A 20,092-nucleotide genomic window follows, 5' to 3' on the forward strand; every position below is an offset into this window, starting at 1 on the left:
CAGCGCTCTGGCAACTCGATGAAAGGCTCGACATGTTCTTCTGCAGGCATTGCAGCGACGCCTCGGTGCCCGGCGGCACGCTGGAGCAATGCGCCATGTAATCGGAACGACATTGGGACTTGATCGCGTCGCGTTGCGCCTGGCTAGGTGCCTGCGCAAGCGCGGGTGCTGCGGTTGCGAATATCGCGGCCGCCAATAGCGGGCCTAGCTTTCTCGCCCGCATCAACGTGTTGATCATTGAATAAATCCTTTGTCGTCGCCGGAAGCCCCCGCTTCGACCGAAGTGAATTCTCGAATGCGCCTTTAGGAAAAAATCGGGCTGCATCATTTTCGCTTTCCGGTTCCGCTGCAAGCGGATTGTTGCTATTTTCATGGGGTGGCGGAAAGCCAGTTTTTGAATAAAGCCTTTTCCAGAACAAAACCTATTGGGGCACTAAAAATGAAGGCTTCGCGTTCGCCTGCACGCTTGAGATCATACGGCATCGCCGGACAAAGGGGCGCCGCGGCCTGCCGTGCAGGTTTCGCGATTGCGGCGATGGGCATCTTAAGTGCCTGCGAACAAAATACTTTTGTCCCGCCGCCGCCGCCGAAGGTCGATGTCGCGGTGCCGGTGCAACGGCCTTTCACGCGCTATCTGGAAGCGACCGGCAATACCGCAGCGATCAAGAATGTCGATCTGGTTGCGCGCGTGCAGGGCTTTCTGCAATCGATCAACTACACGGACGGCGCCTACGTGAAGGAAGGCACGTCCCTGTTCACGATCGAGCCGGACACCTACAAGCTGAAGCTCGAGCAGGCGCAGGCCGCGGAAACCGGCGCGCAGGCAACGGTGAGGCAGGCCGAGGCGGACTTCAAGCGCCAGCAGGAATTGGTGCAGCGGCAGGCCGTTTCCCAGGCCACGCTGGATACCTCAACCTCGACGCGCGACAACGCGCAAGCGAACCTGCTTCAGGCCCAGGTCAATACCAAGATCGCGGCGGTCAATTACGGTTATACCAATGTGACCGCGCCGTTCGACGGTGTCGTCAGCGCGCATCTCGTCGCTGTCGGCGAACTCGTCGGCGTCTCGTCGCCGACGCAGCTCGCCACCATTGTGGCGCTCGATCCCATCTGGGTGAATTTCAACGTCAACGAACAGGACGTGCTGCGGATACGTACGGAGGCCCGCCGGCGCGGGATGACGGCGGACGACCTCAGGCAATTGCCGATCGAAGTCGGGTTGCAGACCGAGACCGGCTATCCGCACAAGGGCAGGCTCGACTATGCCGCGGTGACGCTCAACCAGTCGACCGGCACGCTCCCGGTGCGTGGCGTGCTGCCCAATTCCGACCGCGCGTTGCTGCCGGGGTTCTTTGTCCGCGTCCGCGTCCCGATTGATCAAGAGCAGAATGGGCTGTTCGTACCGGATGTTGCGCTGGGGAGCGATCAGGCCGGACGCTACCTGCTGGTGGTGAACGGCGAAAATATCGTCGAGCAGCGCAAGGTGCGGGTCGGGCCGCTGGAAGGCGAGCTGCGTGTCATCGAAGAAGGCCTGAAGGCCGACGACCGCGTCGTCACCGCCGGGCTGTTGCGCGCGATTCCCGGCCAGAGGGTCGATCCGCAACTGAAAAAGATCGAAGCACAGCCAATAGCGGCCAAGTAGGAGCCGGGCCATGATTTCGAAGTTTTTCATCGAGCGGCCCGTTCTTTCCAACGTCATCGCGATCCTGATGATCCTGATCGGCGGCGTGTGTTTGTTCCGGCTGGCCGTCGCGCAGTATCCTGAGGTCGTGCCGCCGACGGTGCAGGTCACCACCCGCTATCCCGGCGCCAGCGCGAAAACCGTGATCGATACGGTGGCGCTGCCGATCGAGCAGCAGGTCAACGGCGTCGAGGATATGCTCTATATGCAGTCCTACAGCGGCGCCGACGGCACCTATACGCTGACGGTTACGTTCAAGATCGGCACTGACCTCAACTTCGCGCAAGTGCTGGTGCAGAACCGGGTGTCGAGCGCGCTGGCGCAGCTGCCGCAGTCGGTGCAGAACCAGGGCGTCACCGTGCAGAAGAGATCGACGGCGATCCTGCTGTTCGTGACGCTGACGTCGCCGAACGCGACCTATGACAGCCTGTTCCTGAGCAACTACGCCACCATCAACATTCGCGATGAGCTGTCGCGTCTGCCCGGCGTCGGCAACGTCACCGTGTTCGGGGCCGGCCAGTACTCGATGCGGGTCTGGCTCGATCCGAACAAGCTGTATGCGCGCGGGCTGATGCCGCAGGATGTCATTTCGGCGATCCAGCAGCAGAGCCAGCAGGTCACCGCGGGCCAGGTCGGGGCACCGCCGGCGCCTGCAGGGCAGGCGTTCCAGTACACCCTGAACGTCAGCGGCAGGCTCGCTGACACCAGCGAGTTCGAGAATGTGATCGTCAAGACCGGCACCAGCGGCGACGTCACGCGCGTGCGCGATGTCGGCTGGGTGGAACTCGGCGCTCAGACCTATAGCCAGGCGTTCTCGCTCAACAACAAGCCGGCCACCGGCATAGGCGTATTCCAGTCGCCGGGAGCCAACGCGCTGGAGGTCGAGCAGGCGGTTCAGAAAAAAATGGCGGAGCTGGCGAAGGGATTTCCGCAGGACATCAAGTACGACACGCCGTTCAACACCACCAAATTCGTCTCCGAATCGATCAATGAGGTCTACAAGACGCTGATCGAGGCGGGTTTGCTCGTCCTCGTCGTGATCCTGATCTTCCTGCAGGACTGGCGCGCGATGCTGGTGCCCGCGACCACGGTGCCGGTGACGATCATCGGCGCCTTTGCTGCGATGGCGGCGCTCGGCTTCACCATCAATATCTCGACCTTGTTTGCGATCGTGCTCGCGATCGGCATCGTGGTTGATGACGCCATCGTCGTGGTCGAAGGCGCCGCGCATAATATCGAGAAGGGCATGTCCGGCCATGACGCCGCGATCAGCGCGATGGACGCGCTGTTTGCGCCGATCATCGGCATCACGCTGGTGCTGATCTCGGTGTTCCTGCCCTCGGCGTTTCTGCCGGGATTGACCGGGCAGATGTATGCGCAGTTCGCGCTGGTCATTGCCGCAACCGCGCTGCTCAGCGCCATCAACGCGGCGACGCTGAAGCCGACGCAGTGCGCGTTGTGGCTGCGCCGTCCCGTGCCGCCGGAACAGCGCAACTTCTTCTACCGCGGCTTCAATGCGGTCTATAACCGCGTCGAGGCCGCCTATGGCCGGTTGATCGGCCGCCTGGTCGCGCACAGCAACGTTTCGGTGATCTGCGCGCTGATCTTGATCGCGATCGGCGGTTATGGCCTGTCGCGGGTGCCGACCGGCTTCATCCCGATCGAGGATCAGGGCTATCTCTTGGTCGCCGTACAACTCCCCGACGGCGCGTCGCTGGATCGAACCCAGCGCGTGCTCACGCGGGTCAGCGAGATTACCGGCAAGGCGGCGGGCGTCGAGCAGGTGATCAGCATTGCCGGCATCTCCGCGCTCGACAATTCTTCCAGCCTCGCCAATGCCGGCGTGGCCTATCTGATCCTGAAGGAGTGGAGCGTGCGCGGCGAGGGCGAGGATTTACGATCGCTGTTCGTCGGATTGAACGAAAAACTGTCAGTGATCGAGGAAGCGCGGATCCTGGTAGTCCCGCCGCCGCCGATCCAGGGCATCGGCAACGCCGCCGGCTTTGCGATGCAGGTGCAGCTCCGGGACGGCAATTCCGATTTCAGCAAGCTGCAGGCTATTACCGGCGCGATCGTTGCCAATGCGTCATCACAGAGCGCGCTGCAGCGGGTGAGTTCGCCGTTCCGCTCGATGGTGCCGCAGTTCGACATCGAGGTGGATCGAATCAAGACCCAGACGCTGCATGTCACGACCGACCAGATCTTCTCGACGCTGTCGTCCTACATGGGTTCGACCTTCGTCAACCAGTTCAACAAGTTCGGTCGTACCTTCCAGGTCTATGCGCAGGCGGACGCGCAATTCCGCCTGACGCCGCGTGACATACAGAACATGATGGTGCGTAACAGCAATGGCGACATGATCCCGCTCGGCACCGTGGCAAAGATCACGCCGGCGGTCGGTCCGTCGCTGATCAGCCTGTACAATCTGTATCCTTCCGCAACCATCATCGGCCTGCCGGCGACGGGTTACAGCTCAGGTCAGTCGATGAATCTGATGGAGCAGATTGCCGCGAAGACCATGCCGCCCGGCACGGGCTTCGAGTGGACGGCGATGTCGTACCAGGAGAAGGTCGTCGGCGGCCAGATCTACTGGGCGTTCGGCCTGGCCCTGCTGCTGGTCTACCTCGTGCTGGCCGGACAATATGAAAGCTGGTACGCGCCGATCTCAGTGATTCTCGCGGTGCCGCTGTCATTGCTCGGCCCGATGATCGTGCTGGCGGGCTTAAGGATCGAGAACAACCTCTATACCCAGATCGGCATCATCCTGTTGATCGCGCTGTCGGCCAAGAACGCCATCCTGATCGTCGAAGTGGCGTTGGAATTGCACGTGCGCGACCGCAAGCCGCTATTGGAATCCGCCGTCGAGGCGGCGCGAGCCCGGTTCCGGCCGATTCTGATGACGTCGTTTGCGTTCATCTTCGGCATGATCCCGCTGGTGCTTGCGACCGGTGCCGGCGCCAACGCCCGGAAGTCGATCGGCATCACGGCGGCCTCCGGCATGCTGGCCTCGACGTGTCTCGCGGTGCTGTTCGTGCCGACCTTCTTTGTCGTGATCCAGCGGTTCGAGAACTGGCTGAAGGAGCGGAAGGCGAAGAAGGCAGGGGTGCAGGCGGCGCCGCAAGCGCCGGCGGCGCATTAGGCAACAATTTATCCGTCGTCCCTGCGAACGCAGGGACCCATAACCGCAGGTTTTCATGGTTATGGCGAGCTGGAGCTCCAGCTCGTCGCCAAACTCGATGCGGTGGCTATGGGTCCCGGCTCGCGCTTCGCTTGGCCGGGACGACGGCTGATAGAGAGTCTACACCCTCACCATCCGCTTGCCGCGGTTTTCGCCGGCGAGCAGGCCGATCAGCGCTTTCGGCGTGTTCTCGATCCCATCGATCACGTCTTCCTGCACCTTCAATTTGCCTGACGCGACCCAGGACTGCAGGTCGGCGAGCGCCTGACCGCTCTGGTCCATGTAGTCCATCACGATGAAGCCCTGCATGATGAGGCGTTTCACCACGATCAGGCCGGGCACGCCGCGCGGGCCGTGGGCGGACGGCACGCCGTCATATTGGGAGATCGCGCCGCAGCAAGCGATGCGGCCGCGGTTGTTCATCAGCGAAAGGCAGGCCTCGAGAATGTCGCCGCCGACATTGTCGAAATAGACGTCGATGCCCTTGGGAGCTGCGGCGCGCAGCGCCTTGAAGGTGGCGCCGTCCTTGTAATCGACCGCGGCGTCGAAGCCGAGTTCGGAAGTGAGCCATTGGCACTTGTCCTTGCCGCCGGCGATGCCGATAACGTTGCAGTCCTTGATCTTCGCTATCTGCCCGACGATCGATCCGACCGAACCGGCGGCTGCCGACACAACGACAGTCTCGCCTTCCTTCGGCTTGCCGACGTGCAGGAGACCGAAATAGGCGGTGAGGCCGGCGATGCCGTAGACGCTGAGCAGATGCGTTATCGGTTCCATCCTTGGCATCTTCGTGAGATGTTTTGCTGGTACGGCGGCGTAGTCCTGCCAGCCGGTGTCGCCGAACACGATATCTCCAGGGGCAAGTCCAGGCGCCTTCGAGGAAACGACCTCAGCAATGCTGCCGCCCGCCATCACCGTGTTGGCCTCCACCGCAGCGCGATAGGTGGCGCCGTGCATCCACGCCCGGTTGGCGGCGTCAAGCGAGATATAGCGTGTCCGCACCAGCGCCTCGCCGTCCTTCGGCGCGGGCACGGTACCCTGGACCAGGTTGAAATGCTCAAGGCCGAGCTTGCCGCTCGGCTTCTCGACCAGCAGGATCTGACGATTGACGGTGTCACTCATGATGCTCTCTCCCCTCGGTGTCGTTATATTCTGGCGTTTCCCGGATGAAACCGGCCGCGCATCCGACTGCGGGGATTGTGCGCCACGTTCAGAAAAACTCCAAATCCTCGGCGCGGCCGCCCTTGACGACGGTCGCGTATTCGACCGCCAGGAATAATCCGCCGGCCACATATACGCTTCGCTTTTGGCGCCGAGCCATCTCCTGCGAGAGCCGCGCCGCGTCTGCGACCGTCGCGGCGACATGAATGTTCGCCTTGGGATTGCCGAGCCGCGCCGCGGCAGCGATGGCTTGCGCGTCGGCTCCCTTGTGATGCGCTGCCGTACAAATGATCGTGTCAAAGGATGGCGCCAGCGCGCCGACGATTTCGTCGGCCCTTTTGTCGCGCGACGCGCCGGTGACGAGAATCCAGCCGTCGCGGCCATGAGTCGACATGAGGCTTGCGAGCGATTGCCGGATGCCATCAGGCGTGTGGCCGACATCGATCACGGTGAGCGGGTCTTGCCGGATGGTTTCGAGGCGGCCGGGCCAGCGCGCCTCGCGCAGTCCGGCGCGTATCGCGGCTTCGATCCGGTCGGGAGCCTTGCGCGGCTGCTCGCGCTGCAGCCAGAGCAGAAACAGGGTGACCGCAATGGCTGCATTGTTGAATTGAAACGCGCCAGGCAGGCTCACCTCAAGGCGGCGATAATCATGATATCCGAACTGGAAATCAAAATACTGATCTGAGGCCGCCACAGTCTCGTTGTCGATCCCGATCTCGTCGCGGACAAACAGCGAGGTGCGGCCCGCGCCGCGATTGTGTTCGACGAGATGCGGCCGCAGGCCTCGGCAGTTCTCGCCATAGACGATCGCGCCGCCGGCGACGCAGGCATCGCTCTTGTCGGAGGCGATCAATTCGAGCGAACTTCCGAGCAGTTCGACATGCTCGTAGTCAACAGAGGTGACGCAGGTCTCGCGCGCGCCGATCAGACGCACCGGATCGTAGCGGCCGCCGATGCCTGCCTCGAACACGACGAAGTCGCACTCGCTTTCCTGGAAATGCAAACAGGCAAGCGCGAACAGTGCTTCGAAAGCGCCGAACTTCTCGTCCACACGCTTCGAGACGGTGGCGACAGCGGCTTCGACCCGCCGCTTCAGGCGCACGAGTGCGTCGTCGCCGATCTCGACGCTATCGATCTGAATCCGTTCGTTGAAGCGAAAGAGATGCGGCGACGTGAACAGACCGGTGCGCAGGCCGTAGGCGCGGCCGATAGCGGCGCACATCGCCGCCGTGCTGCCCTTGCCGTTCGAGCCGGTTACCACCACCGCGTTGCGCTGCAGCCGCGCGCGATCGATGGAAAGATGCTCGAGCAGCTCGGCCATGCGTGCGAGGCAGACGCCGTCGCCGTATTTCGGCAGGTCGAACACTACAGCAGTCCCATGGCGGAGAAGGTGTGATGCCAGATCTTCAGGATCAGGTCGCCGCGACTGGAATCTTCCAGCAGCCGGATCGCCGGGTTGGAATTGACCTCGATGATCTCGATAGCATCTGGATTGCCGCCGATATCGACGAACATGTCGATGGCCGCAACGCGAAGCCCGATCGCGCGGGCGGCCTGCCGCGCCAGGGTGACGGCCTTTTCGGATGGCGCCGGCGCCAGCACCATCGTGCCGCCCGCGCTCAGATTCATGCGCCCGGGGATCTCGCGACGTTCGCCCTTTGCCGGGACAGTATCGAGCGACGGATCCTGGTTCGGCAGCGAAGCAGGCGAGAGGCCGCGTGCGCGCAAGGCATCATTGTGGACGGTGAGCAATTCACGCATGGTGTGCACGCCGTCGCCCGATACGAATGGCGGATATTTTCGCGCGCAATAGAGCGCGTCATCGTCGAGCAGGAAAATGCGATACTCTGTTGCATCGACGATCGGCTGGATCAGGACGGCGTCGTAATACTTCATGACGTCATCGAGATACCGGACGAGCGCTGCTTCGCCGTGAACGGCCTGCGCGAAATCGCCGCGTGATCCCGTGAGCGGCTTGACGAAGGCCGCGCCGCCCAATCTTCTGAAATAGTCGATGGCATCGCCGCGCTCATGTCCCGCCGGGCGATGCGCGCGGTGGCGGTCGTGCAGGAAGAAATATTCGCCGCCGAGCGCGGGCACGCCGGCTTCTCGCAGAATTCTGCTTGCGAAGTGCTTGTCGGATGCCAGCGTGGCAGCGGTCGCGCTGTTCTGCGGATACCAGGAGCATCGGCCGGCGCCGAAATGAAGCAACCCGCCGCGCGAGGCAACGCTGAAGATCAACCCCGACCCGCCGTCGAGGTCGCGAAACGCCAGCCCGAATTCGGCGCAGGAAAATTCGGCATAGACCGCCTGGTCCGGATAGAAGCCCGGTTTTCCCTTTCGAAACTCACTGGGGCTTCGCATGCGATCTCTTTTGAAACGTTCTTAATTCGGCGTAGTCATTTATTGCCAGATCGGCGCCGAATTCAGCAAGTTAATTGCGTGAAGGTGGCGTTAACGAAGCCAATCGAACCTTTTTGCAAATTAAGCCGACTGCCATTCCGAGTTATCGATTGTGCTGCAGGTCATATTGACTATGTCTGTCCCGTGCGCAAATGAAGCGCCAAATTGCCAATGATTTCGCTGATTTTTGGCACTTCGAGGCCCGAAGACCGAAACGTTCTACATCGAGACGTCAGGAAAAACGAAAACCCATGAGCGCATTCTATAGAGAGAAGGTTCTTGCTGTCCGGCACTGGACCGATACGCTTTTCAGCTTCCGAGCCACCCGCGATTCCGGTTTTCGCTTCCAGAACGGCCAGTTTGCGATGATCGGCCTCGAGGTCGAGGGCCGGCCACTGCTGCGCGCCTACAGCATGGCGAGCGCCAATCACGAGGAAGAACTCGAATTCTTCTCCATCAAGGTCGCGGACGGGCCGCTGACCTCGAAGCTGCAGAAGATCCGCGAGGGCGACGAGATCCTGATCGGCCGCAAGGCGACCGGCACGTTGATCACCGACAATCTGATTCCGGGCAAGCGCCTGCTGCTGCTGTCGACCGGCACTGGTCTCGCGCCGTTCGCGAGCCTGATCAAGGACCCCGATGTCTATGAGCGCTTCGAGACCATCGTGCTCGTTCATGGCTGCCGTCAGGTTTCCGAACTCGCCTATGGCGAGGAACTGGTCGCCAAGCTGCGCGAGGACGAACTGTTTGGGCCGCTGCTGTCGGAGAAGCTGCTGTACTACCCGACGGTGACCCGCGAGCCGTTCCGCAACCGCGGCCGTATCACTGACCTGATCTCGTCCGAGCAGTTGTTCAAGGATATCCATCAGCCGCCGCTCAACATCGAGACCGATCGCGTCATGATGTGCGGCAGCCCGGGGATGCTGGAAGAGCTGAAGCAGATGTTCGAGTCCGGCGGCTTCCTCGAAGGCAGCCACAACACGCCCGGCCATTTCGTGATCGAGAAGGCGTTCGTCGAGCGCTGAGACGGTGTTGTCATTCCGGGGCGATGCGAAGCATCGAACCCGGAATCTCGAGATTCCGGGTTCGCGTCTGCGACGCGCCCCGGAATGACAGCTTGGCCAGTAGCTCCCCCCACACCCCCACTGCGATAACAACCCCCAAACGTCGCGCGGCCCGTGGCCGACGCGGCGATGAGGGAGCGTTTGCGTGGCCGGTACGCGACGAGATCGGTCCGCCGCTATGCCCGCTAGCGGGCGGTTGCACAGCCACCTGAGCGGCGGGGCGCCGGACCGCTACGCTGCACTGCAAAAGGTGACGGGTTCATTTCGGTCTGGTGAAGCAGCTGATATTTTTTTGAGCCACCGTCACTTCCGTGAATGCCGCCCGGTATATCCGTGTAGCGTTCGTTCCGGCGGTTGGACTAAGCTGGCGCCGGCGACGCGACAATCCGGCTGAGGGGTTCCATGGATACGCTGCTGCTTCCGTTCTCGCCACGCTACATTATTCTAACGGTCTGTGCCGTCGTGACGGCGTTGCTGATCGGCATCGGGATTTTCGACAACAATCTAAAAGTCTGGGAATTTCTGCTGGTGCCGATCGCGATCTTCGGCGCGCTCACGGTGCTCGGCATTCGTGATCTCCTGCAAAAGAATCACGCGGTCCTACGCAACTATCCGATCTCGGCGCACATCCGTTTCCTGCTCGAGGAAATCCGCCCCGAGATCCGGCAATACTTCTTCGAGAGCGAGAAGGACGGCATGCCGTTCTCCCGCGATACCCGCGCTTTGGTCTATCAGCGCGCCAAGATGGTGCTCGACAAGCGGCCGTTCGGCACCCAGCAGGACGTCTATCGCGATGGTTATGAATGGATGCACCATTCGATGGCGCCGAAGCCTCGTGCCGTCGAGCAATTCCGCGTCACCATCGGCGGACCCGATTGCACCAAACCGTATTCGGCATCGGTCTTCAACATCTCGGCGATGAGTTTTGGCGCGCTCAGCCCCAACGCGGTGCGGGCGCTAAATGCCGGTGCGAAGAAGGGCAGCTTTGCGCATGACACCGGCGAGGGCGGCGTCAGTCCTTACCACCGCGAACACGGCGGTGACATCATCTGGGAAATCGGCTCGGGCTATTTCGGCTGCCGCAACCGCGACGGCTCGTTCAACCCGGAGGAATTTGCCCGCGTCGCCAGCGACGATCAGATCAAGATGGTCGAACTCAAGGTCAGCCAGGGCGCCAAGCCTGGACATGGCGGGGTGCTTCCGGCAGCCAAGGTCTCTGAAGAGATCTCAAAAATTCGCGGTGTCCCCATGGGCGAGGATTGCATTTCTCCGGCCACGCACCGCGCGTTCTCGACGCCGCTGGAAATGATGGTCTTTATCGGCGAGATGCGACGACTGTCCGGCGGCAAGCCCGCCGGATTCAAGTTGTGCGTCGGTCATCCCTGGGAATTCCTGGCGATCTGCAAGGCGATGGTTCAGACCGGGATATATCCTGATTTCATTGTGGTCGACGGCAATGAAGGTGGCACCGGTGCTGCGCCGCTGGAATTCATGGACCATCTGGGGATGCCGATGCGCGAAGGCGTCAGTTTCGTCCATAATGCACTGATCGGCATCAATGCGCGCGACCGGATCAAGATCGGCGCCGCCGGCAAGATCGCGACCGCTTTCGACATGGCGCGAGCGATGGCGATCGGCGCCGACTGGTGCAACTCGGCGCGCGGCTTCATGTTTGCTCTCGGCTGCATCCAGTCGCTGAGCTGCCATACCGATCGATGCCCGACTGGCGTGAGCACCCAGGATCCGCTCCGCGCCCGCGCGCTGGTGGTGCCGGACAAGACCGCACGGGTCTACAATTATCACCACGCTACCCTGCACGCCCTGTCCGAACTTATCGCCGCCGCCGGCCTCGACCACCCGCGGCAATTGCGGCCGATCCATTTCTCGCAGCGATCCTCCACGAACGACACATTGTCATTCGTGCAGCTCTATCCGTCGCTGCGTCCGGGCGAGTTGATCGAAGGTACTCAGGATCCGCGCTTCCGCGATGCCTGGGCGATGGCGCGCGCGGATTCGTTCCAGCCAGCGGGATGAGCGTTAGCGTTGGAGGCGCGTGCTCGCTGTCGTCCCTGCGAACGCAGGGACCCATACCGCGTGATCTATCGATGGCGCGGGATGGCAGACGGCGGGAGACAACAATCTGGGCCGGTGGCTATGGGTCCCTGCGTTCGCAGGGACGACAGAGAGTATCCGGGCTACGTTCCCGCTTTCTGCAGGGACAACGGAGAAAATATTTAGAATTCCCCGTGGAAACGGCCGGAGAAGATGTGCACCGGACCGCGGTCGGCGTTGTAGGCGGGGTTGGTGATAAACTGGTAGTCGGCGGTGAGCGTGAAGTTCTTGTCGATTGCGTAGGCGTAGTAGGTCTCGAGGATTCGTTCGTTGCTGTAGTTGAGACGGCCGTCGCCGATCAGCAGGCCGAGACCGCCGGCTGCCAGGAAATCGCGGTGCGCGCTGGAGAGACCATTGATTGCACCGCCCAAACCGAATGTATCGCTCGGGCGTCCCCAATAGCTGCCCTTGACTGACAGGCCTGCCGAGACGCTGCGGTCGATGTCGGTAAATGACAGGATTTCGTTGCGGCCGTCGTTCCAGCTTGCGCGGGCGAACAGACCGACGTCTTTCATGACCTGTTGTTCGGCGTTGACGTAGAATCCGTATTTGAGATTTTGGCGCCGGATGTCTGTCATGACGTTGTTGATATCGAGCGCCGGGTCTGCGGCGCTGATCGCCAGCGCGTTGCGGTAGTTGCCGGTATTGCCGCGATTGGCGAAGATGCCGAGCCGCAATTTGCCGGGTTGGTCGAACACGGTGTGACGTTCTTCGAATTCGATCACCGCGCCGCCGGTCTTGAAGGTGAGAACATCGCTGTTGGGAGCAGAGGGCACCTGAAACAGGCCGGCGCGCACCGCCCAGTCCTTGCGATTGAGTTCGACCACGGCGCCGCGGGTAAATCCGGGGAGATCGGCCGGAAAGTCATAGGCCGCGGACGCCCACATTGCCCAGTTCATGAAATCCACGCGCGGGTCTTTTGCGTAGGAATTGCCGTCAAAGATATCTCCGACGGCAAATCGCCCGACCGTCACCGTGACCCGGTCGATGTCGCGCTTGCCCGGCAACTGATTGGCCGCATCGGCCACTTCTTCCTGTTCGCCGCCCAGCCCGAACGTCTGCCGGAAGAAATAGCGCTGTGCGCGGAATCTCGGATATTCGGCGCCGCCTTTTTGCGCTTCGCCGTTTGAAAAACCTGCCAAGCCTAGTGTGCCGCCGATTCCAAAGCCCTGCGCAAGCTCCGGACCAAAATAGAACTCTCCGCCGTCCCACAACCGCCAGCCGAGAAAGGCTCCGACCGTCCAGGTCTCTCTCACGCGTCCGGCGCCCGGCAGGCTGTTCGTACCTTGATACGGCGAGCGGAAGCTCGGATAGCCCTGCGGAAGGAATGTCGTCTGGGCGTGGACGTTCCAGTCCTTGGACGCGGGAGGGGTGGGTGGCCTGATGGCGTAATCGCTTGATGTCGCGGAATCCGGCCCGTCCCAGATCTTGTAGTTCAATCCGAGCTTGACCGTATGGATCTTCGGATCGACCCTGACGTCCGGCAGCGGCACGTCCGCAAGCCCATAGGCTCGGGCTCCCAGATCGATGTAGTCGTATTCGAGTTTTGCGCTCCATCTGGCGTCGGCGGCATACTCGACGCCAGCGCCCGCGGTCCAGCCGAGATGTGTACGCCCGCGCGTAGATAACACGCTTCCGTCGACATCATTGATGTCGACATGGGCCCTAGCCCAGGCGACGCCGCCGGTCACATAGGGCAACAGCGTTCCGAAGGCGTAACCGACACGGCCCCGGGCCGTGGCAATATAGTCGAACGTCGTGTTGAACGGAGCCGGCGCAAGCCTCGGACGATCAAGCGTGCTCAGGAACGAAACATCGGCTTCGCCCCCCAACACCAGGTTGTTCGGGAGCTGAAAATTGTAACCGGCCTGATAGCCGCCGATCAGGCCGGTGATGCTGTGGGGAAAAAACACGCCTTGCAGCGGCAGCGGATTGGTATCGGGGCCAAAGCTGCCGCCGCCATAACCGACATGGCCGCCGAGATAGAAGCCGGTCCAGTTGTGGACGGCTCTAACGGCCGGGGCCTTTAGGGACATGTCGGCGGCGCTGGCAACGCCGTCCAATGCGAGCAGGCTGAAGCCCAGGCCAGCCAACAAAGAATCTCGGGATCGGCTGCGGCGGGTCATCGTGCGGGCACTCTCGGCGCTGACATTCCGGCGGTCGCTCTTATCACTGCTGATTTGCCGGCGCGCGACCACCAAAGAGATCGCATGAAATCACCGGCCCAGCCTCTATTTTGTGGATTAGCGGCTGTTCCCCGGCCGAAAGCCGGATCGAGCAGGAGCGCAATCCGCTTTGCGAGCTTTCTTGGGAACAGTTCGCAATTGCAAGAAGGATTGAACCGTTTCGTCTAAATGACATCGTCGCGTGACGTGCGTGCAACATACCGGCCCTGGCCAGGGCGACGGTTCGCAAAAAGGTTGACCCGCCCGGGGGGGACAACCGGGCGGGTCGGGTTCGGCACGGGAGTGGATGAGGCGCCCGTGCCGGACGCAAATCCACGACAAAAGCGTTTTCGAGCGAAGCATGCCCTCGGACTTGATCCGTGGGTGGCCTTCCGGTTCGTGTGAAGAAAACGCGTTAAACAAAAGAAGCTTTTTCCTGGTCTGAAGTGGTTTGCTTGGAAAGAAGACGCTTCTCAAACTGCAACCAAGTCAGCCGCAGAAATCAGTAACCGCAGGTACGCACGCGGCCGATGTAATTGCCGAAGGCGTCGAACTGGCGAACCCAGCCGCAGCGGCGATAGCCGTCATAGTAGTAACCGGGGCCTGAAGCGGCGATCGCGGTGCCGACGATGGCGGCGCCAACGAGGCCGGCTCCGACGCCCCAGTGCAGCGGCTTGGCTTGCGCCTGGGTGGTGGAAGCGATCGTGCCGGTGGCGGCAAGGGTAGCGAGAGCGAGAGCGGCGAACTTGATCTTGATCGACATGGAAGGCTCCATCCTGTGTTAAGCGGCCATTGTGGTCCGCATGCCCAGTTGGACGGAGGCTCCTCGAAAGCGGTTCGAGGCTGTGGCTGGAAATATGGTTTCGTCGTTTATTTCTTCGATATTTCAAATGGTTACGAGAATAAGTCTTCGGTTCTATGCTTTACGAAGAAACAATTCCGGATCGAATTTGTCGACGTCGTCGAGCAATTCGCAGAACGCACGCGCGCCGTGATCGAGCAATTGTTCGCCTTTCTCCGCGGAAGCTTTGGTGGCGTCGCCGACCGCCCCGCTTTCATTGAGGTCCTGCGCCTGCCATGCGAAGGGGACCGGCCGATGAGCCGAGAGCCAGCGAAATTTCTTCTCCATCGCGATGCTGGCGGGACGAAAATCGGCGATCGCTTCCTTGCGCACAGTGTGCGGATAGCGCGCCAGCATGATCGAGGTCTCGACCGCGCCGCCATGAATGCCGTGCCGCAATTCTTCCGCGGAAAACAATCCATCCGGCGTACCGAAGCGCGACCAGCTCGTCGTCACCACGAGCAGCCCGTGATGGGCGCGCAGATCCTGCGCCACCAGCGACATCGCCGCACTGTTGCCGCCATGGCTTGTCACGATCACAAGCTTGCGGATTCCGGACCGCGCAACGCTCTTGCCGATCGCCATCCACTCCTTCAACGCGACTTCGGTCGGCAGCGTCTGCGTGCCTGCATAGTCGATATGCTCAGTGGAGATGCCGACCGGCTGCAGCGGCAGAAAGGTGACGGGAAGCGCGACAGGCAACAGCTCGCGCACCCGCGCCAGATACGCCTCGCCGATCAGGACGTCGGTTTCCAGCGGCAGATGCGGGCCGTGCTGCTCGGTGGCCGCCAGCGGCAGCACCGCGATCCACCGTGCGGCGTCGGCCTTGGTGCCGGCCTTGGCGATGTCGGGCCAGCGGATGTCGGTCCAGTCGCGGGGCGGAACGGTTGAAGCCATCGAGCGAAGCGTTTCTTTGGATGAATTTGCAGGGTAGTTTGTTATTCCGGGGATTGGTCCGATCCCTGGACCAAACCCTTAGGGGACGTAGTCAACGTCCACAGCCCCATCATGGGCCAGAACGATCGACGGAGTCCAATCATGAACCCGGCCTTTTTGCTGCGAGCGTTAACCGCAGGTCTTCTGGCGCTGCTGACGGGGCTGGTCCCAGCGCGCGCGGAAACCCTCGACAAGGTGTCGTTTGGAACCAACTGGGTGGCGGAGGCCGAGCATGGCGGCTTCTTCCAGGCGGTGGCCGACGGCACCTACAAGAAATACGGCCTCGACGTCACCATCGTGCCGGGAGGCCCCAACACCAACAATCGCATCCTGCTGACCGCCGGCAAGCTCGACTTCTTCATGACCGCGAACACGCTGCAATCGTTCGATGCGATCACCAATAACGTACCGGTGGTCGCGGTCGCTGCCATCTTCCAAAAGGATCCGCAGGTTTTCCTGACCCATCCGGAAGCCAAATTCACCAAGCTCGAGGATCTCAAGCCGCTCACGCTATTCGTCTCCAAGGAAGGCGTCGCGAGCTACTTCCAGTGGCTGAAATCCGAATACGGGTTCAGCGAGAGCAAGGTGAAGCCCTACACCTTCAATTCGCAGCCCTTCATCGTGAACAAGCAGAGCGCGATGCAGGGCTATGTCACTTCCGAGCCCTTCGCCGTCGAGAAGGCGGCGGGCTTCAAGCCCGGTGTGATCCTGCTCGCCGATCACGGTTTCAACGCCTATTCGACGCTGATCGAGACACGCCGCGAGATCGTCGACAAGAAGCCGGACCTCGTGCAGCGTTTCGTCGATGCATCCGTCATCGGCTGGTACAATTATCTCTACGGCGACAATTCTGCCGGAAATGCGATGATCAAGAAGATGAATCCGGAAATGACCGACGAGCTGCTGAGCTACTCCGTCACCAAGATGAAGGAATACGGCATCGTCGATTCCGGCGATACTTTGCGCGACGGCATCGGCGCCATGAATGACGCGCGGGTGGCGAGCTTCTTCGACAAGATGGTGCGAGCCGGCGTTGTTCGCCCCGATATCGACTACCGCCAGGCCTACACGCTGCGCTTCGTCAACAAGGGCGTCGGTGTCGATCTGCGGCCGAAGAACTGACCGAGAATGGCCGAGCCCGCTTTGTCCGAGACGGATATCGATACCGCGGGCCTTGCGGTGCGTCTGCGGGCCGTTATCAAGACCTATGAGAACGGCGTGACCGCGCTCGGGCCGCTCGATCTCGATGTCGCAAAAGGCGAATTCATCTCGTTGCTCGGGCCTTCCGGCTGCGGAAAATCGACCGCGCTCCGGTTGATCGCAGGGCTCGGCGCGCCGAGTGCAGGCACTGTGAGCGTTTCCCATCGCGTCAACAGGGCGGATGGGCGGCATCCCATCGGTTTTGTATTTCAGGAGCCGACCCTGATGCCGTGGGCGAGCGTGCGCGAAAATGTGCGCCTGCCGCTGAAGCTTGCGCACGCGACGGCGGCCGAGGCGAACAGCCGCATCGAGAACGCGCTGGCGCAGGTCGGGCTTTCCGAATTTGCCGATGCATACCCCCGTGAATTGTCCGGCGGCATGAAGATGCGGGTTTCGCTGGCGCGCGCGCTCGTCACCGACCCGGATATTCTCTTGCTGGACGAGCCGTTCGCCGCGCTCGACGAGATCACGCGCTTTCGGCTCAACAACGATCTGCTTGATCTGTGGCGCAAGCTGCACAAGACCGTCGTCTTCGTCACCCATTCGGTGTTCGAGTCGGTCTACCTGTCGCAGCGGGTGATCGTGATGACGGCGCGGCCGGGCCGTCTCGCCAGCGAGTTTCGCATCGCCACAGTGGAGCCGCGCGGAGAGGAGTTTCGGACCTCGGCGGAATATGCCGGCTATTGCCGCGCGGTCTCCAGCGCCCTGTCGCCGTCCTATTCCGGGCAGCGCAGCGCATGAATTCCTTCCAGAATATCGGCCGGATGCTGCTTCCCGTCGCCGTGCTGGCGGCGGGCCTTGGCTTCTGGGAACTCGTGGTGCGCGTCAACGACATCCAGCCCTACGTGCTGCCGAGCCCTTATGTCGTGTTTCAGACGCTCGTCGGTGACTGGCCGGTGCTGTCGGAATCGCTCGGCGTCACCCTGCTGACCACGCTGGAAGGCTTCATCGCTGCGGCGGTCGGCGGTGTCGCGCTGGCGCTGTTGTTCAATCAGTCCAAATGGCTGGAATATTCGCTGTTTCCCTATGCGGTGATCCTGCAGGTCACGCCGGTGATCGCAATTGCGCCGTTATTGCTGATCTATCTGCCGCAACAGACTGCGGTCATCGTCTGCGCCTGGATCGTCGGTTTCTTTCCGGTCCTGTCCAACACCACGCTCGGGCTGAATTCGGTGGACCGCAATCTGTCCGGGCTGTTTCAGCTCTACGGCGCCTCAAAGCTGCAGACGCTGCGGTACCTGAAATTGCCGGCGGCGCTGCCGTATATTCTCGGCGGCCTGCGGATCGCGGGCGGCCTGTCGTTGATCGGTGCCGTGGTCGCCGAAATCGCGGCGGGCACCGCGGGCGCCGGCTCCGGCCTTGCGTTCCGGATCGCCGAGTCCGGCTATCGCCTCAACATTCCCCGAATGTTTGCGGCGCTGTTGTTGCTGTCGGTGGCCGGGATTGTCATCTATGGGTTGCTGGCGCTAGTTTCGCATCTGGTACTACGGCGCTGGCATGAGAGCGCGCTTGGAAAGGAAAATTAATGGCTGCCGCGAATACTTCGTCCGAAAAGATCGATGTCCTGATCTACGGGCCAATCAGGCCGATTCTGGAAAACGGCTTTTCGGACCAGTTCGTCCTGCATATGGCGGAGAGCCGCGCCGACCTCGAGCGATTGACGCCCGAAACGATCGCGAAGATCCGCGGCATGGCGGTGACCTATCACATGGTGCCGGCGGACGCGAAGGCGCTGTCGCAATTTCCGAAGCTCGAGATCATCGCGAGCTTCGGCGTCGGCTACGACCACGTCGATTCGTCTTACGCGCGCGAGCACGACATCGTCGTCACCAACACGCCTGACGTGCTGACGGAAGAAGTCGCCGACGTCGCGATGGGGCTCCTGATCGCGACTTTGCGCGAGTTCGTCAAGGCCGACCGCTATCTGCGCTCCGGCCTGTGGCAGACGCAGAACTATCCCTTGAGCGCCGGCTCGCTGCGCGACCGCCAGATCGGGATCGTCGGCATGGGTCGCATCGGCCAGGCGATCGGCCGCCGGCTTGAAGCGTCGCGCGTGCCGGTTTCCTATCATTCGCGCAACCCGTCTTCGGCCGTCTCCTACAAGCACTATCCCGACCTGATGGAAATGGCGAAGGACGTGGACACGCTGATCGTGATCGTACCCGGCGGCGCCTCCACCGCGAAGATGATCAATGCCGACGTGCTGAAGGCACTCGGGCCGCGCGGCGTGCTGATCAACGTCGCGCGCGGCTCCGTCGTCGACGAACCGGCGCTGGTCGCGGCGCTGAAATCCGGCACCATTCTCGCGGCCGGCCTCGACGTCTTCGCCAACGAGCCGAACGTGCCGGACGAATTGAAGGCCATGCAAAATGTCGTGCTGTTGCCACATATCGGCTCAGCTTCGGTGGTAACGCGCAACGCCATGGATCAGCTCGTCGTCGATAATCTGAAAAACTGGTTTGCCGGCAAGGCGCCGCTGACGCCTGTTCCGGAAACCCCGGTGAAGGGGCGCTGATGTCGCTTGCGCGTTCCGGTATCGCAGTGGCAGCGCTAACGGCGCTGCTCATGCTTGCGTCGCCGTTAGCGGCGCAGGATGCTGCGAGCTTGAAGAAGGAGATGATCGGGCAGTGGGAGCTCGCTACCACCGAGCGGAGCAAGACCTGTGTCATTACGATGAAGGCTGATACGACGCCGCAAGGGCTCAAGCTCGAGCTTGAGCCCGGATGCGCCAAAGCGTTGCCGTTCACCAAGGACATCGCGGCCTGGAATATCAAGGGGCTGGACATCGTGCGGCTGCAGGACGCCGCCGGGCAGCCGGTGATCGACTTCACCGAAGTTGAAAGCGGCATCTTCGAAGGCTTGCGGACCGGCGAGGGTGTCTACATCCTGCAGAACCTCGCCGCCGCCCGTTCGCTCGCCAAATCGATGGACCAGATGATCGGCGACTGGTCGATGGTCCGCGGCAACGGCCAGACGGTCTGCGGGCTGACGCTGACCAACACCGAAGCGACCGGCGATAATTTCCAGGTATTCCTGAAGCCGAAATGCGATCCGGCCGTTGTGGCGTTTGCGCCAAACCAGTGGCGGCTGGAGCGCGGACAGATGATCCTGATGTCAGCCAAAGGCGACACCTGGCAGTTTGAGGCAGACGACAACGCGCAGTGGCGGCGGGTGCCTGACACCGCCGACCCCCTGATCATGATCCGCGGACAATAGTCCGGGGCAGGGCAGCCGGTCCGTCTCGCCCGAAATATTTCCGAAGCGCATGTCGATCCGGCCGCCGCCCGATCGTCGTTCCCTATAGCGAGACGGAATGGCCGGCCTGATGCCGCCAGCTCGCAGCACAGGAGT

16 protein-coding genes are annotated in these 20,092 nt (G+C 61.9%); 9 read left to right on the forward strand and 7 right to left on the reverse strand.

Going from position 1 to position 20,092, the window contains the following annotated elements; all coding sequences use genetic code 11:
* Nucleotides 1-369 precede the first annotated feature (369 nt).
* A complete protein-coding gene (locus CP49_RS47120; RefSeq protein WP_245310630.1) occupies nucleotides 370-543 on the reverse strand; it encodes a hypothetical protein in 174 nt (57 codons plus the stop codon).
* Between CP49_RS47120 and CP49_RS09820 the strand changes: the two genes are divergently transcribed.
* Entirely contained in the window at nucleotides 536-1,642 is a 1,107-nt protein-coding gene (locus CP49_RS09820) for an efflux RND transporter periplasmic adaptor subunit (RefSeq protein ID WP_245310631.1), read from the forward strand. The two genes, CP49_RS47120 and CP49_RS09820, sit on opposite strands and share 8 nt — an antisense overlap.
* Before the next feature lie 10 nt (nucleotides 1,643-1,652).
* Nucleotides 1,653-4,820, forward strand: coding sequence for an efflux RND transporter permease subunit (locus CP49_RS09825; RefSeq protein WP_057850066.1), 3,168 nt, complete (start codon nucleotides 1,653-1,655; stop codon nucleotides 4,818-4,820).
* Nucleotides 4,821-4,979: 159 nt separating this feature from the next.
* Here the strand turns inward: CP49_RS09825 and CP49_RS09830 are convergent, their stop codons facing one another.
* The 3 genes from CP49_RS09830 to CP49_RS09840 form a co-directional block, all read right to left on the reverse strand.
* The gene (locus tag CP49_RS09830; RefSeq protein WP_057850067.1) at nucleotides 4,980-5,981 is read right to left on the reverse strand and encodes an NADP-dependent oxidoreductase; all 1,002 of its coding nucleotides are present in this window, start codon (nucleotides 5,979-5,981) and stop codon (nucleotides 4,980-4,982) included.
* Between the two features lie 88 nt (nucleotides 5,982-6,069).
* Nucleotides 6,070-7,386, reverse strand: a complete 1,317-nt coding sequence (locus CP49_RS09835) for a bifunctional folylpolyglutamate synthase/dihydrofolate synthase (RefSeq protein WP_057850068.1) — start codon at nucleotides 7,384-7,386, stop codon at nucleotides 6,070-6,072.
* On the reverse strand, nucleotides 7,386-8,384 hold the full coding sequence (locus CP49_RS09840; RefSeq protein ID WP_057850069.1) for a hypothetical protein: 999 nt from the start codon (nucleotides 8,382-8,384) through the stop codon (nucleotides 7,386-7,388). Before CP49_RS09840 ends, CP49_RS09835 begins: the two co-directional genes overlap by 1 nt.
* Before the next feature lie 290 nt (nucleotides 8,385-8,674).
* Here CP49_RS09840 and CP49_RS09845 point away from each other — a divergent pair, with 290 nt between their 5' ends.
* Together CP49_RS09845 and CP49_RS09850 are read left to right on the forward strand one after the other, a co-directional pair.
* On the forward strand, nucleotides 8,675-9,448 hold the full coding sequence (locus CP49_RS09845; RefSeq protein WP_057850070.1) for a ferredoxin--NADP reductase: 774 nt from the start codon (nucleotides 8,675-8,677) through the stop codon (nucleotides 9,446-9,448).
* Between the two features lie 441 nt (nucleotides 9,449-9,889).
* Nucleotides 9,890-11,521: an FMN-binding glutamate synthase family protein gene (locus tag CP49_RS09850; RefSeq protein WP_057850071.1), complete on the forward strand. Its 1,632-nt coding sequence runs from the start codon at nucleotides 9,890-9,892 to the stop codon at nucleotides 11,519-11,521.
* 200 nt (nucleotides 11,522-11,721) lie between these two features.
* Here CP49_RS09850 and CP49_RS09855 read toward each other — a convergent pair whose 3' ends face one another.
* The 3 genes from CP49_RS09855 to CP49_RS09865 form a co-directional block, all read right to left on the reverse strand.
* On the reverse strand, nucleotides 11,722-13,725 hold the full coding sequence (locus tag CP49_RS09855) for a carbohydrate porin (protein ID WP_057850098.1): 2,004 nt from the start codon (nucleotides 13,723-13,725) through the stop codon (nucleotides 11,722-11,724).
* A 541-nt stretch (nucleotides 13,726-14,266) separates the two neighbouring features.
* Entirely contained in the window at nucleotides 14,267-14,527 is a 261-nt protein-coding gene (locus CP49_RS09860; protein WP_057850099.1) for a hypothetical protein, read from the reverse strand.
* 153 nt (nucleotides 14,528-14,680) lie between these two features.
* A complete protein-coding gene (locus CP49_RS09865; RefSeq protein ID WP_057850072.1) occupies nucleotides 14,681-15,502 on the reverse strand; it encodes a creatininase family protein in 822 nt (273 codons plus the stop codon).
* A 141-nt stretch (nucleotides 15,503-15,643) separates the two neighbouring features.
* On the opposite strand from CP49_RS09865, the gene CP49_RS09870 reads away from it, so the two are divergent.
* The 5 genes from CP49_RS09870 to CP49_RS09890 are packed head-to-tail and all read left to right on the forward strand — an operon-like array spanning nucleotide 15,644 to nucleotide 19,957.
* The gene (locus CP49_RS09870; protein WP_057850073.1) at nucleotides 15,644-16,663 is read left to right on the forward strand and encodes an ABC transporter substrate-binding protein; all 1,020 of its coding nucleotides are present in this window, start codon (nucleotides 15,644-15,646) and stop codon (nucleotides 16,661-16,663) included.
* A 6-nt stretch (nucleotides 16,664-16,669) separates the two neighbouring features.
* Nucleotides 16,670-17,482: an ABC transporter ATP-binding protein gene (locus tag CP49_RS09875; protein WP_057850074.1), complete on the forward strand. Its 813-nt coding sequence runs from the start codon at nucleotides 16,670-16,672 to the stop codon at nucleotides 17,480-17,482.
* Nucleotides 17,479-18,267, forward strand: coding sequence for an ABC transporter permease (locus CP49_RS09880; protein WP_057850075.1), 789 nt, complete (start codon nucleotides 17,479-17,481; stop codon nucleotides 18,265-18,267). Before CP49_RS09875 ends, CP49_RS09880 begins: the two co-directional genes overlap by 4 nt.
* Nucleotides 18,267-19,256 (forward strand): 2-hydroxyacid dehydrogenase, encoded by a 990-nt coding sequence (locus tag CP49_RS09885; RefSeq protein WP_057850076.1) that lies wholly within the window; start codon nucleotides 18,267-18,269, stop codon nucleotides 19,254-19,256. Before CP49_RS09880 ends, CP49_RS09885 begins: the two co-directional genes overlap by 1 nt.
* The gene (locus CP49_RS09890; protein ID WP_057850077.1) at nucleotides 19,256-19,957 is read left to right on the forward strand and encodes a protease inhibitor Inh/omp19 family protein; all 702 of its coding nucleotides are present in this window, start codon (nucleotides 19,256-19,258) and stop codon (nucleotides 19,955-19,957) included. Before CP49_RS09885 ends, CP49_RS09890 begins: the two co-directional genes overlap by 1 nt.
* Nucleotides 19,958-20,092 lie beyond the last annotated feature (135 nt).

The sequence above is a fragment of the Bradyrhizobium valentinum genome, assembly GCF_001440405.1.
GTDB lineage: Bacteria > Pseudomonadota > Alphaproteobacteria > Rhizobiales > Xanthobacteraceae > Bradyrhizobium > Bradyrhizobium valentinum.

What these genes read in the sequence shown, in the direction of transcription:
- CP49_RS09820 (WP_245310631.1), top strand. Translation starts at nt 536, where the DNA reads ATGGGCATCTTAAGTGCCTGCGAACAAAATACTTTTGTCCCGCCGCCG.
- CP49_RS47120 (WP_245310630.1), bottom strand. Translation starts at nt 543, where the DNA reads ATGCCCATCGCCGCAATCGCGAAACCTGCACGGCAGGCCGCGGCGCCC.
- CP49_RS09825 (WP_057850066.1), top strand. Translation starts at nt 1,653, where the DNA reads ATGATTTCGAAGTTTTTCATCGAGCGGCCCGTTCTTTCCAACGTCATC.
- CP49_RS09830 (WP_057850067.1), bottom strand. Translation starts at nt 5,981, where the DNA reads ATGAGTGACACCGTCAATCGTCAGATCCTGCTGGTCGAGAAGCCGAGC.
- CP49_RS09840 (WP_057850069.1), bottom strand. Translation starts at nt 8,384, where the DNA reads ATGCGAAGCCCCAGTGAGTTTCGAAAGGGAAAACCGGGCTTCTATCCG.
- CP49_RS09845 (WP_057850070.1), top strand. Translation starts at nt 8,675, where the DNA reads ATGAGCGCATTCTATAGAGAGAAGGTTCTTGCTGTCCGGCACTGGACC.
- CP49_RS09850 (WP_057850071.1), top strand. Translation starts at nt 9,890, where the DNA reads ATGGATACGCTGCTGCTTCCGTTCTCGCCACGCTACATTATTCTAACG.
- CP49_RS09855 (WP_057850098.1), bottom strand. Translation starts at nt 13,725, where the DNA reads ATGACCCGCCGCAGCCGATCCCGAGATTCTTTGTTGGCTGGCCTGGGC.
- CP49_RS09860 (WP_057850099.1), bottom strand. Translation starts at nt 14,527, where the DNA reads ATGTCGATCAAGATCAAGTTCGCCGCTCTCGCTCTCGCTACCCTTGCC.
- CP49_RS09865 (WP_057850072.1), bottom strand. Translation starts at nt 15,502, where the DNA reads ATGGCTTCAACCGTTCCGCCCCGCGACTGGACCGACATCCGCTGGCCC.
- CP49_RS09870 (WP_057850073.1), top strand. Translation starts at nt 15,644, where the DNA reads ATGAACCCGGCCTTTTTGCTGCGAGCGTTAACCGCAGGTCTTCTGGCG.
- CP49_RS09875 (WP_057850074.1), top strand. Translation starts at nt 16,670, where the DNA reads ATGGCCGAGCCCGCTTTGTCCGAGACGGATATCGATACCGCGGGCCTT.
- CP49_RS09880 (WP_057850075.1), top strand. Translation starts at nt 17,479, where the DNA reads ATGAATTCCTTCCAGAATATCGGCCGGATGCTGCTTCCCGTCGCCGTG.
- CP49_RS09885 (WP_057850076.1), top strand. Translation starts at nt 18,267, where the DNA reads ATGGCTGCCGCGAATACTTCGTCCGAAAAGATCGATGTCCTGATCTAC.
- CP49_RS09890 (WP_057850077.1), top strand. Translation starts at nt 19,256, where the DNA reads ATGTCGCTTGCGCGTTCCGGTATCGCAGTGGCAGCGCTAACGGCGCTG.